Consider the following 12,567-nt stretch of genomic DNA (forward strand, 5'->3'; position numbering starts at 1 on the left):
GCCCCCACGCCGCCCTCCCGCCGCCCTCCCGCCGCCCTCCCGCGTCGATCTTGCACTTTGTGCACCGGCAAAACACCCAGGAGAGGACGTTCCGCCAGCCGAAAGTGCAAGATCGACGGGATGAGGGGATGGGCGCGGGGTGTTGGTCCCTGCGGCTCAGGTCATGTTGGCGAGGAACTCGCTGTAGAACAGGCCCAGGGCGATGGCCACGCCGATGCCGGCGATGATCCAGAAGCGCACCACGATGTTGACCTCGCTCCAGCCGGCCAACTCGAAGTGGTGCTGGAGCGGGGACATTCGGAACACCCGTTTACCGGTGGTCTTGAAGGAGATGATCTGGATCACCACGGACATCGTGATGATCACAAAGAGCCCGCCGATGATCGGCAGCAGCAGGATGGTGCGGGTGGACATCGCCATGCCGGCGATCAGACCGCCCAGCCCCAGCGCCCCGGTGTCGCCCATGAAGATCCGCGCCGGGGAGGTGTTCCACCAGAGGAAGCCCACACAGGCTCCCGCCGCCGCCCCGGCGATCAACGCGATCTCCAACGGGTCGCGGACCTCGTAGCAGTACGGCTGGGTGTAGTTCGGGTCGGCGCACCAGTGCCGGTACTGCCAGAACGCGATCAGCGCGTACGCGGCGAGCACCATCACCGACGCGCCGGTGGCCAGGCCGTCCAGGCCGTCGGTGAGGTTGACGCCGTTCGTCGCGGCCATCACCACGAAGATGAAGATGATCACCGCGCCGACCTTGCTGACCTCCAGGAAGTCGATGTCCCGGATGAAGCTCAGCGTGGTGCTGCCCACCGTCTCGGTGTTTGTCGCCAGGCCCGAACCGTTTGTCATGGTGCTCGGGAACCACAGCGCGATCACCCCGAAGACCGCACCGACCAGGATCTGCCCGAGCAACTTGCCGCGCTTGTTCAGCCCGGCGCTGTTGCGCTTGCGTACCTTGAGGAAGTCGTCGAGGAAACCCACGGCGCCGGAGAAGACCATCAGCCCCAGCAGCACCAGCGCGGTGATGGTCGGCTCCACCTGGGCGATCTGCTGATCCGGCAGCGTGGTCAGGGCGAGGTGCCCGGCCACGTACGCGATCACAGTGGCCAGGATGAAGACCACGCCACCCATCGTGGGCGTGCCCTTCTTGCCCTGGTGCATGGCGGGGCCGTCCGACCGGATCGGCTGACCGGCCTTGAGCCGGGTGAACACCTTGATCGCGATCGGGGTGCAGAAGAGCGAGACGAGGAAGGCCACCCCGATGGCGACGATGACCGCCCTCATCGGGTCGGCTCCCCACCGGCGTCGGCGCGCAGTGCGTCGGCCACCTCCCAGGTCCGGTACCGGGAGCCCTTGACCAGGACGACGTCGCCCGGTCGTAGCTCGCTGCGCAGCACCTCGACGGCCGCCGCCTGATCGGTGAGCAGCACCGACTCTCCTCCCCAGTTTGCTACCGCTGTCGCGCCTTCGTGGATCGGCGCGGCCGGCTCACCCACCACGAGCAGCCGGTCGACACCCAGCTCGGCCGCGAGTTGGCCGACCTCGGCGTGGCCGTCGTACTCGAACGGGCCCAGCTCGGCCATGTAACCAAGCACCGCGACGGTACGCCGCCCCTGGCCCATGCTCGCCAGCGCCCGCACCGCTACCGCCATCGAGGCCGGGTTCGCGTTGTACGAGTCGTCGATCACGGTCACCCCGTCGGGGCGGTCGAAGACGTCCATCCGTCGGGTCGAGACCAGCCCCAGCTCGCCGAGGGCCGTGGCCAGCTCGGCCAGCGGCATGCCCAGCTCCCGGGCGACCGCCGCCGCCGCGAGGGTGTTCCAGACCTGGTGGCGGCCGGCCAGTCGGAGCCGCACCGGCGCGCGTCCCTCCGGGGTGACCAGGGTGTACGACGCGTGTCCCCGCACGTCGAGCGTGACGTCCTCGGCGCGCACGTCGGCGTCGGACGCCTCGCCGTAGCGGACCACCCGGGCCTGCGTGCGGCCCGCCATCGCGTCCACCAGAGGGTCGTCGGCGTTCAGCACGGCCAGCCCGTCCGGCGGCAGCGCCTCGACCAGCTCGCCCTTGGCCACGGCGATGGCGTCCTGCGAGCCGAACTCGCCGATGTGCGACGTGCCGACGTTGAGCACCACGGAGATCCGGGGCGGCACCAGCTCGCACAGGTAACGGACGTGCCCGATCCCGCGCGCGCCCTTCTCCATCACCAGGTAACGGGTGTCCGGGTCGGCCCGCAGGGCGGTGTACGGGTGCCCCAGCTCGTTGTTGAACGAGCCGGGTGGCGCGACAGTGGCCCCGAGCCGGGAGGTGAGCTGCCCGATCAGGTCCTTCGTGGTGGTCTTGCCGGACGAGCCGGTCACGCCGATCACGGTCAGCCCGGTCAGCCGGTCCACCGCCGCGCGGGCCAGTCGGCCCATCGCGGTCAGGGCGTCGTCGACAAGCACCATCGGCACCCCGGGCACCTCTCGGCTGCCGAGGACCGCCACCGCGCCGGCCTGGATCGCGGTTGCCGCGTAGTCGTGCCCGTCGACCTTCTCCCCCGGGAAGGCCACGAAGAGCGAGCCGGGCCCCACCTTGCGCGAGTCGAACTCCACCGAACCGGTCACTGTGGTGGCCGGGTCGGCGGCCACCAGCCGCCCATCGACCGCCGCGGCCACCTCGGCCAGGCTCAGCGTGATCACCGCTGGCCCGCCAGGTCCCCGAAGCGGGCCCGCAGCGCCTCGGCCAACTCGATGCTGTCGTCGAACGGAAGCACCTGACCCGCCACCTCCTGGCCGCGCTCGTGGCCCTTGCCGAGCAGCGCGATCACGTCGCCCGGCTCCGCCAGCCGCACCGCCTCGTCGATAGCGGCGCGGCGGCCCGCCACCTCGATGATCCGGGCGGCCGTGCCGGCCCGGTACGCCCCGGCCAGCACCTCGGCGCGAATCTCCCCCGGATCCTCGGTGCGCGGGTTGTCGTCGGTCACCAGCACCACGTCGGCTCCCTCCGCCGCGGCGGCACCCATCACCGGCCGCTTGCCCCGGTCCCGGTCCCCACCGGCGCCGATCACACAGATCAGTCGGCCGGCGCTCAACTCGCGCAGCGCGGCAAGCGCGGCCACTATCGCGTCCGACTTGTGGGCGTAGTCGACCACCCCGCGCACCGGCGCGGCGACGTCGACCAGCTCCAGCCGGCCCGGGACGCCCCCGCAGGCAGCCACACCGGTCGCAGCGGTCACCGGGTCCACCCCGGCGCCGACGAGTGCGGCGATGGCCAGCAGCGCGTTGGCCACGTTGTGCCGGCCGGGCAGCGCGACACCGGCGGACACTGCCACGCCGTCCGGGCCGTGTGCGGTGAACCGCTGCGCGTACCCCTCGCCGCCCACACCGTCCGCCCACCAGGTAGCGCCCTGCTCACCGGCCGCCGAGTAGGTGACGGTGGTCGGCTTGAGCAGCGGCTTCAACGCCGGGTCGTCGTGGTTGAGCACCTCGACCGCGCAGCGCCCGTCGAAGAGCTGGGCCTTCGCGGCGAAGTAGTCGTCGCTGTCGGCGTGGAAGTCCAGGTGGTCGGAGCCGAAGTTGGTGTAACCACCGACGGCGAACCGGACCCCGCCCACCCGGCCCATGGCCAGCGCGTGGCTGGAGACCTCCATGACCACGGCGGTGACCCCACGCTCGCGGGCGGTGGCCAGCATGGCGTGCAGGTCGGTCGCCTCGGGAGTGGTGCGCACACTGTCGATCACCAGATCACCGAGGCGGGTCTCCACAGTCCCGACCAGCCCGGTGGTGTGCCCGGCGGCCCGCAGCCCCGACTCGATCAGGTACGCGGTGGACGTCTTGCCCGCGGTGCCGGTCACCCCGATCACCGTGAGGTCGGCGGTCGGGTCGCCGTACACGGCCGAGGCCAGCTCGCCGAGCACGGCACGCGGGTCGGGCACCACCAGGGCGGGCAGGCCGGTTCCCGCCGCCAACTCCGCACCCGCCGGGTCGGTCAGCAGCGCCACGGCACCCGCCTCGACGGCACCGGCGGCGAACTCCGCCCCGTGCCGACGGGCACCGGGCAGCGCCGCGTACAGGTCGCCGGGGCGAACCTCCTGGCTGGCGTGGGTGACCCCGGAGACGACCACCGCGGCGGCGTCCGCCGGAAGGTCGACGGCGAGCCGGACGGCGAGATCACCGAGCCGGACTCCGGTCACGGTACGTGGACGTGGATTGCCGGGCACGGCGTCAGACCCTACCCGGTCGTCCGGTTCCGGCCGCACAGCCGCCCCGGTGGTTCGTCGGCACTCACCGATGATGTCCCGCCATCGCTGCTCAGCGCGGATAGACCACGAACTTGGGCGCGGATCCGCCGGTCGAGGGTGGCACGCGGTAGTGACGCAGAGTGAACTGCATCATGTCGCGGAACGCTGGATTGGCGATCGCCGCGCCCCCGCCGTTGGGCGCGTAGACGAAGACGGCGATCACGTAGCGGGGGTTCTCGGCGGGGGCCATGCCGATGAACGAGGACACCTCACCGGGCTGCTTCTTGCCGTTCACCAGCCGCCACCCGGTCCCGGTCTTGCCGGCGACCCGGTAACCGGGGACCGCTGCGGTGACACCGGTGGCGCCGTCGACGGTGGTGACCGCCTCCAGCATGGTGCGCAGGGCCGCCGCGTTCTGCGGGCTGAGCACCGACCGGGTCACCGGGGCCGGCGCGGGGGTGCGCTTGCCGTCCGGGCCGATCACCTCCTTGACCAGGTGCGGCTGCACATACGTGCCGTTGTTGGCGATGGCGGCGTACGCGGCGGCCATCTGCAACGGCGTGGCGTCGACGCTGTGCCCGATCGGCACCGACCCGCGCGACGACCCGCTCCACTCGTCGGCCGGAAGCAGTCGCCCGCTGGCCTCCCCGGGCATCCCCTCGCCGGTCGGCTTACCCAGCCCGAACCGCTTCTGGTAGTCGATCAACCGGTCCCGGCCGAGCTTCTCGGCGATGGTGATGGTGCCGACGTTCGACGAGTAGGCGAGCATCCCCGGCACGCTCATCCGCCTGCCGTCGGCCGGGTGTGTGTCGGAGAACCAGGTGTCGCCCATCTCGATGCTGTTGGCGATCGGCAGCGTGGTGTCCGGCGTGATCACGCCCTCCTGCAACGCCGCGCCGTAGGTGATGGCCTTGTGCACCGAGCCGGGGTCGACCACGAAGCTGGTCGCGGCGTCCTCCCGGGCCACCGGGTCGCTGGGCGTCGGCTTCGCCGCGTTGTACGTCGGGTTGCTGGCCTGCGCCAGGACCGCGCCGGAGGGAATCTCCATGATCACTGCCGCGCCGGTGCCGCCCGGCGCCTTGGCCATGCCCGCGCTGAGGATCTGCTGGGTTCGGAACTGAAGGTCGCGGTTGAGGGTGAGAGCGAGCGAGCTGCCCGGCTTGGCCTGAGTGGTCCGGCTGTAGCCACCGGGGATCGGCGCGGCGAGGTCGCCGAGGCCGGCCTCGTACACCCGTTTGCCGTCCTGACCGGCGAGCACGTCGTCGTAGCGGGCCTCCAGCCCTTCCAACCCGACCATGTCCTGACTGGTGAAGCCGATCAGGTTGGCCGCCAGGTCACCACCGGGCACCTCACGGCGCTCGTCGCGGTGCACCCCGATGCCGGACAGTTCCAGCGCCTGCACCCGCTTGGCGGTGGAGATCTCCACTCCCCGCGCCAGGTACACGAATCGGGACGGCTTGCCGTCGTCCAGCTTGCGGGGCTTCATCTGCTCGACGAGCTTCGACACCGCGATGCCGAGCAGCGGGGAGAGCGCCTTGGCGACGGCGGCCGAATCCTCCACCTCGGTCGGGTCGGCGTACACGTACCGTGCCTCGACACTGCGGGCCAGCGGCGCGCCGGTGCTGTCGTAGATCGCGCCCCGCGGCGCCGGCAGCTCGACGGTGCGGAGGCGGTCGCTGATGCCGCCCCCGGCGTACGCCGGAGCGTCGACCGTCTGGAGGAAGATCAGCCGGATCCCGATGGTGGCGAAGAGCGTCAGGGCGAGCACTGTGCCCAGCCGCAGCCGCAGCCGCGAGTCGGCCAGCTTCGGCGGACGTCGTGGCTTTCGCGCGGGCCGCCGGGCCGCCGGTCGGTCGGTGCGCCGCGGCGCGCGTGGCGTGGTCCGGCGACGCGGCGGCGGCTCGTCGCCACCCGGGCCACGGGGGGTACGCGGTACGACGGTGCGCACCACCCCACCGCGTCCGGCGGCCGGAGCGTCGCGCCGGCCGGCCCGGGCGGCGGCCCGACCGCCGTCGAGCACCTGCAAAGCCGGCCGGAACGGGTCGCCGGACCGGGTGCTGCGCGGCGTACGCCGCTGCTCGGCGCCCTGGCCGCGCGCCGGCGTGCCGCGCTCCTCCCGGACGGTCCGGCCCCTCGGGGTGTACGCCCGGGCGCCGGAGATGCCCCCGATGCCCGGCTCGCCGGTGCGCGGCTCACCGTCGGCGGGCCTGGCGTCACGCGCAGAACCGCGCCGGGACCCCGTAGGGTCCCGGCGCGGCTCGTCCGACCTTGGTGGCACCGGTCAGCCTCCCGCACCCTGGCTGGTCACCGACGGCTGGCCGTTCGCCGGCTGCGGCACACCGATCGTCTTGCCGTCCGGCAGCCGGATGTAGCCCGGCTCGCCGGCGTCGACCAGGCCCAGCCGCCGTGCCTCGGCGGTCAGGTTGCCCGGCGCCTCGAAGTCGGCGATCTGCTTGTCCAGTTCCTGCTTCTCCAGGTCCAGTCGAGCCTGCTGCTGCTGCAACCGCTCCAGCCGGAACGCGTTCTCATTGATCTTGGTGTTGACCGCCAGGATGCCCAGCACCCCGCCGACCACCAGCACCACGATCAGCGCCGCGAACGGCGCACGCGGCACCGAGATCGGCGGCGGCGGCGCCACCCGCAGCCGCGGCGGCCGGGCACTGGTGGCGCTGGCGGCCTTCTCGACCGGTCGCAGTGCGGCGGTGCCCTGAGTCGGGAACTCGCGCGCCCCCCGGGCGCGAGTCTCCCCCTGCCGATTCGTTCGATCGATGCGTGACGTACCGTTACCGAGGCGCGGAGCCCGCTCCGCCGCGGTCCGGCCCCCCGACCGCGGTGCGCGCTGCCCGCCGCCGGTGACGTCCCGGCGGTCGCGCTTGTCAATGCTCATGTCCCTCCCCCTCAACGTCCGTCCCTCTAGCCGTCCCGGTGCCCCTGACCCCCCACGGATCAGGCGGACCCCGTGCCCGGTTGGTGCATTCCCTTCACCCGTCGGCGAGACCGTTCGCGGTCGGTCCGCCCCTGCTCTGTCGCGTTCGGATCGAGTCGCTCCGCGGCCCGCAGCCGCACCGAGGCGGCTCGCGGGTTCGCGGCGACCTCCGCCTCCCCCGGCAGTTCGGCGCCCCGGCTGAGCAGCCGGAACGTCGGACCGGACCCGGGGAGCTCGACCGGGAGGTCAATCGGGCCCTTACTGCGGACCCGGTCCGTGAGGGCCGCCTTGGTGAGCCTGTCCTCCAGCGAGTGGTAGGACAGGACCACCATGCGACCGCCCACGGTCAGTGCGTCGAGTGCAGATGGCAACGCTGTCTCCAGCGCTGCCAGCTCTCTGTTTACCTCGATCCGTAAAGCCTGAAACGTTCTCTTTGCCGGGTGCCCGCCCGTTCGTCGGGCTGGTGCCGGAATGGAATCCCGAACCAGCTCCGCCAGCAGCGCGGACGAGGTGATCCGGGCCCGCTCCCGCTGCCGGATGATCGCCGAGGCGATCCGGCCGGCGAACTTCTCCTCGCCGTAGACCCGCAGCACCCGGGCTAGGTCCGGATGCGCGTACGTGTTGACCACCTCTTCGGCGGTCACCCCCCGGGTCTGGTCCATCCGCATGTCCAACGGCGCGTCCTGGGCGTAGGCGAACCCTCGGTCGGGCGCGTCCAACTGCAACGACGAGACACCCAGGTCGAACAGGATCCCGTCGATGGCCGGATAGCCCAGCCGGTCCAGTACGTCCGGCAACTCGTCGTAGACGGCGTGCTCCAGGTGCACCCGGTCGGCGAACCGGGCCAGCCGGACCCGCGCGTGAGCGAGCGCCTCGGTGTCCCGGTCGAGCCCGATCAGGACCGTCTCCGGATGCGCCTCGAGCACCGCCTCCGCATGCCCGGCCAGACCGAGCGTCGCGTCGACGTGGACCGTCCGGCCGCCTCGACCCAGCGCGGGGGCCAGCAGCTCGAGACACCGCTCGAGCAGCACCGGCACGTGCGTGCCGCGCAACTCCCCCATGATGACCCCCACTGGTTGAAACGTCCGTTCTTCTCGTGCGCCTGTCGTCGGACGGCGCTGCCGTCGTACCGCCAGATCCCCATCCGCTCCCGCCTGACACCGGACCGTCGCCCAATGACTGGATCGTGCGCCTGGCACCGGGGAAGTGATGCCAGGAACTCGAAAGCGGCTGGAGATCTCGCAGTACGTCGGGCGCCGTTACCGCCCTACAGACCGCCGGGCAGCACCCCCTCCTCGATGTCGGCGAAGTCGTCTTCGCTCTCGGCGAGGTAGGTCTCCCAGGCGACCTTGTCCCAGATCTCCACCCGCGTGCTCGCGCCGATCACCACCAACTCGCGGTCCAGCGCGGCGTAGGCACGCAGGTGAGCCGGAATGGTCACCCGGCCCTGCTTGTCCGGAACCTCGTCGTGCGCGCTGGCGAAGAAGACCCGGCTGTAGGCCCGGGCCGCCTTGTGGGTCATCGGCTGTGCGCGCAACTGCTCCGCGATCCGCTGGAACTCAGGGGTCGGGAAGACGTAGAGGCAGCGCTCCTGCCCTTTGGTGACCACGACACCCCCCGCCAGCTCATCCCGAAACTTGGCCGGAAGGATCAACCGGCCCTTTTCGTCCAGGCGCGGAGTGTGGGTGCCGAGAAACATCGGCCCAACCCCCTCGCCCTTGAGCGGCGTTCGCGGCGCCGCTGACCCCCCGGGCCGGTGAGCCCTCCCGGCCTCACCATTGGTCCCCACTCTACTCCACTTCCCTCCACCCGCAACCAAATTCGCCCGCGTGGCGCGCCCTACCCGGGGGCAAAACCGCACGTCACAGGGGGTGGAGCGGAGTGGAGGGCTTCAGCCGCCCCTCGGCGTGGTCCGCTTTCCGACATTGATCGACTCCGTCCGGGGGACGCCGACCCGGCCGCCCGCGCGGTCACCACGGCCGAACGGTTCACCGTCGGCGGCGATCTGGTGATGCCGGCGGTCCGGTAACCTCGCTCGCGTGACGGACGCGAAAATGCCCCTACGGGCCAAGGTGGCCAGCTCCGTGTCACGGACCGCCGCGGCGCTCTCCCGGGCGGCCGGCCGTGGCGACGGTTCAGTGATCGGCGGGTGGATCGGCCTCAAGATCGACCCGGACCTGCTCGCCCACCTGTCGGCCGGGCGCGCGATCGCGCTCGTCTCCGGCACCAACGGCAAGACCACCACCACGCGGTTGACCTCCGCCGCGGTCGGCGTGCTCGGCCGGGTCGCCACCAACTCGTTCGGCGCCAACATGCCCAGCGGGCACACCTCGGCGCTGGCCAAGGCCGGCAGCACCCCGTACGCGGTGCTGGAGGTCGACGAGCACTACCTGGCGCAGGTGCTGGAGGCGACCGAGCCGCACGTGGTCGCGCTGCTGAACCTCTCCCGCGACCAGCTCGACCGCGCCAAGGAGGTCGCCATGATGGCGCAGCTCTGGCGTGCGGCGCTGGTCCGGCACACCAACGTACGGGTGGTGGCCAACGCCGACGACCCGCTGGTCGTGTGGGCCGCCACCCCACCGGGTGACCCCGCCCGGGGCATCAACCCGCCGCACGTGACGTGGTTCAGTGCCGGCCAACGGTGGCACGACGACTCCTGGGTCTGCCCGGAGTGCGGCTCCACCATCCAGCGCTCCGGCGAGCAGTGGTGGTGCACCGGCTGTCCGCTACGCCGACCGGAGCCGCACTGGGTCGTCGAGGACGAGGGCGTGCTCGATCCCACCGGTGCCTGGCACAAGGTCTCCCTCCAACTGCCCGGCAAGGTCAACCTCGGCAACGCGGCGACAGCGCTGGCGGTGGCCGCCGAGTTCGGCGTCCGCCCGGTCGACGCGGTGTCCCGCCTCGGCATCGTCACCTCGGTGGCCGGCCGTTACGCGCAGGTCGACAAGGACGGGCGCAACATCCGGCTGCTGCTGGCCAAGAACCCGGCCAGTTGGCTGGAGGCGTTCGACATGGCCGACAACGCGCCGACCCTGCTCTCCATCAACGCGCGCGATCCCGACGGTCTGGACACCTCCTGGCTCTACGACGTCGACTTCGCCCCGCTCCGGGGCCGGCAGGTGTTGATCACCGGTGACCGGGCATACGACCTGGCGGTTCGACTGGACGTCAACGACGTGCCGTTCCAGCACGTCCGCACGTTCGACGACGCACTCCGGTCGGTCCCGCCCGGGCGGCTGGAGGTCATCGCGAACTACACCGCGTTCCAGGACATCCGAGCGGAGTTGGACCGTGTCATCTGAGAGTCTGCGCATCGTCTGGATCTACCCCGACCTGCTCTCCACGTACGGAGACCGGGGCAACGCCCTGATCCTCGCCCGGCGGGCCCGTCAGCGTGGGATGCCGGTCGAGGTGCTGGAGGTGCGCTCCGACGAACGGCTGCCCGCGACCGCCGACATCTACCTGGTCGGTGGCGGCGAGGACGGCCCGCAGGCGCTCGGCGCCCAGCGGCTGCTGGCCGACGGCGGCCTGCACCGCGCCGTCGCGCAGGGCTCGGTGGTGTTCGGCGTCTGCGCCGGCTACCAACTGCTCGGCACCTCGTTCTTCGCCAAGGGTGTGCAGTGCCGCGGGCTGGAGCTGCTCGACCTTCACTCCGACCGGGGCGAGAGCCGGGCCGTGGGCGAGCTGGCCGGTGAGATCGACCCCCGGCTGGGCCTGCCCCCGCTGACTGGTTTCGAGAACCACGGCGGCCGCACCCACCTCGGTCCGGAGGTCTCCCCGCTGGCTCGGGTCACCGCCGGGGTCGGCAACGACAGCGCCACCGAGGGTGCGTGGCGCGGCAAGCTGCTGGGCACCTACTCGCACGGGCCGGCGTTGGCTCGCAACCCGGCCCTGGCCGACCTGCTGCTGCGCTGGGCCACCGGGGCACACCAGCTCCCGCCGTTGGACGACACCTGGTCGGACCGGCTCCGCAACGAGCGCCGCTCCGCGGTGGCCGCCGCTCGGGCATGATCCGTGCCGTCCGGCGGCTGCTCCGGCAGCCGTCGGCCGCCCGGTTCGCCCTGCTCGTGCTGCTGATCGGCGGCTGCGGTCTACTGCTGCTGCTGGTGCCCCGGCCGGATCCGGCGCAGTTGCCGCTGGTCGCCGACCGGTTGGGCGACCTCGCCCCGGTGGCGGCGATCCTCGGTGGTGCGCTGCTGCTTGTCGCGCTGGTGCCCCGGACCTTCATCACGCTCGCCGCAGGGGCGATCTTCGGTCCGTTGGAAGGCGCCGCGTACGCCCTGGGCGCCGCGCTGGTGGCGGCGGCGATCGGGTTCACTGTCGGCCGGTTGCTCGGTCGGGAGTTCGTGGCCGAACGCGTCCGCGGTCGACTGGCCCGCCTCGACGGCTGGTTCGCCCGGCAGAGCGTGCTCGGTGTGGTGACCGTCCGGCTGCTGCCGATCGCCGGCTTCGGCCTGGTCAGCTACGGCTACGGCACGACCGGCGCCCGAGTGCTGCCGTTCCTGGCCGGCAGCGTGATCGCGTCCGCGCCGACCGCCTTCGGGTACGCGGCAATCGGCGCTGCGGTCAGCTCCCCCGGCCACGTCAACTGGTACGCCGCCGCCCCGGCCAGCCTCGGCCTGATCGCCAGCCTCGTCCTCATCCACCAGTGGTGGCGCGCCGAACGCCGCCGCCGTCGCATGCCGGTCTGACCCCGCGGCGGAGGGCCGAGCAGACCCGGGCCGGCTGCGGACGTCGATGACCAGATGCTGTCGGTTCGGCGGTGGTAACGGCCGGACGACGATCTCGCCGGCAGGGCATCGGGCAGCGCGGGCGCGATCTAACGCTGCGGCCATGAAGCCCCTGCCCCGAGCAAGGATCGGCTCCCGGGCCGTCGCCCTCGTCGCGACCTCGCGGCGGCGCTGCTCGCGGCGTGCACGCCGGGTGATTCACCGGCCGCCTCGTCGGCGCCCAGGGCCTCGACCTGCTCTGGTTCGATCGCGCCACGGGCCGCCTGAACGCGCTCTGCCCGAACCAGGAGGCTGCATCTGTGCCGCAGCCGAGTCCGCGGCCGGATGCCCCCACCCACGTGACCACCGACGGCCAGACCACGGCCTGGGTGTCGCGAGACGGTCGCACCCTGAGCGTCTGGCGACAGCCTGGGGTTCGATTACCACCAGGGCGGGTACGTGGCCGACCTGCGGACCGGCTCGTACGTGCGACTGACCGCCGACTACGTCCACTTGGAGGTCGCGGGTGGGGCGCTGCTTGTTGCCTGGCACCGCTGCCCTCGTGCTCCTGACCGAGGAGTCGCCGCCGGGCGTCAGACGGACGGCGGACGAGTCGGAGCGTGATGACTCAGAGGCATATTGATGTCTCTGAGTCATCACGCTCGTTCCAAGTGTTCGCTTCGGCGGACGTCACGGTGCGTGCCGCTCACGACGCG

The 12,567-nt window shown here is 71.9% G+C and carries 9 protein-coding genes and 1 pseudogene; 3 read left to right on the forward strand and 7 right to left on the reverse strand.

What is annotated here, in order from left to right:
* Positions 1 to 156: 156 nt before the first annotated feature.
* The 7 genes and pseudogenes from mraY to mraZ all read right to left on the reverse strand — a co-directional run bounded on the left by mraY (position 157) and on the right by mraZ (position 8,841).
* Entirely contained in the window at positions 157 to 1,281 is a 1,125-nt protein-coding gene (mraY, locus tag AB0B68_RS11825) for a phospho-N-acetylmuramoyl-pentapeptide-transferase (protein WP_030334519.1), read from the reverse strand.
* The gene (gene murF, locus AB0B68_RS11830; protein WP_357207568.1) at positions 1,278 to 2,675 is read right to left on the reverse strand and encodes a UDP-N-acetylmuramoyl-tripeptide--D-alanyl-D-alanine ligase; all 1,398 of its coding nucleotides are present in this window, start codon (positions 2,673 to 2,675) and stop codon (positions 1,278 to 1,280) included. The genes mraY and murF overlap by 4 nt, the downstream gene beginning before the upstream one ends.
* On the reverse strand, positions 2,672 to 4,234 hold the full coding sequence (locus AB0B68_RS11835) for a UDP-N-acetylmuramoyl-L-alanyl-D-glutamate--2,6-diaminopimelate ligase (protein WP_357259625.1): 1,563 nt from the start codon (positions 4,232 to 4,234) through the stop codon (positions 2,672 to 2,674). The genes murF and AB0B68_RS11835 overlap by 4 nt, the downstream gene beginning before the upstream one ends.
* 52 nt (positions 4,235 to 4,286) lie before the next feature.
* Entirely contained in the window at positions 4,287 to 6,494 is a 2,208-nt protein-coding gene (locus tag AB0B68_RS11840; protein WP_357259629.1) for a penicillin-binding protein 2, read from the reverse strand.
* Between the two features lie 3 nt (positions 6,495 to 6,497).
* Positions 6,498 to 7,103, reverse strand: a complete 606-nt coding sequence (locus AB0B68_RS11845) for a hypothetical protein (RefSeq protein ID WP_357259632.1) — start codon at positions 7,101 to 7,103, stop codon at positions 6,498 to 6,500.
* Positions 7,093 to 8,203: pseudogene (gene rsmH, locus AB0B68_RS11850) on the reverse strand (16S rRNA (cytosine(1402)-N(4))-methyltransferase RsmH). The gene AB0B68_RS11845 and the pseudogene rsmH overlap by 11 nt, the downstream one beginning before the upstream one ends.
* A gap of 206 nt (positions 8,204 to 8,409) precedes the next feature.
* Positions 8,410 to 8,841 carry a division/cell wall cluster transcriptional repressor MraZ gene (gene mraZ / locus AB0B68_RS11855; RefSeq protein ID WP_030488958.1) on the reverse strand — a complete coding sequence of 144 codons (432 nt, stop codon included), beginning with the start codon at positions 8,839 to 8,841 and terminating at the stop codon, positions 8,410 to 8,412.
* 355 nt (positions 8,842 to 9,196) lie between these two features.
* Here mraZ and AB0B68_RS11860 point away from each other — a divergent pair, with 355 nt between their 5' ends.
* Genes AB0B68_RS11860 through AB0B68_RS11870 form a run of 3 tightly spaced genes read left to right on the forward strand, consistent with a single transcriptional unit; the run spans position 9,197 to position 11,833 of the window.
* Positions 9,197 to 10,444 (forward strand): MurT ligase domain-containing protein, encoded by a 1,248-nt coding sequence (locus AB0B68_RS11860; protein ID WP_355007801.1) that lies wholly within the window; start codon positions 9,197 to 9,199, stop codon positions 10,442 to 10,444.
* The gene (locus AB0B68_RS11865; RefSeq protein WP_355007678.1) at positions 10,434 to 11,153 is read left to right on the forward strand and encodes a glutamine amidotransferase; all 720 of its coding nucleotides are present in this window, start codon (positions 10,434 to 10,436) and stop codon (positions 11,151 to 11,153) included. The genes AB0B68_RS11860 and AB0B68_RS11865 overlap by 11 nt, the downstream gene beginning before the upstream one ends.
* The gene (locus tag AB0B68_RS11870; RefSeq protein ID WP_357259635.1) at positions 11,150 to 11,833 is read left to right on the forward strand and encodes a VTT domain-containing protein; all 684 of its coding nucleotides are present in this window, start codon (positions 11,150 to 11,152) and stop codon (positions 11,831 to 11,833) included. Before AB0B68_RS11865 ends, AB0B68_RS11870 begins: the two co-directional genes overlap by 4 nt.
* Positions 11,834 to 12,567 lie beyond the last annotated feature (734 nt).

The sequence above is a fragment of the Micromonospora sp. NPDC049049 genome, assembly GCF_040649115.1.
Classification (GTDB): Bacteria; Actinomycetota; Actinomycetes; order Mycobacteriales; family Micromonosporaceae; genus Micromonospora.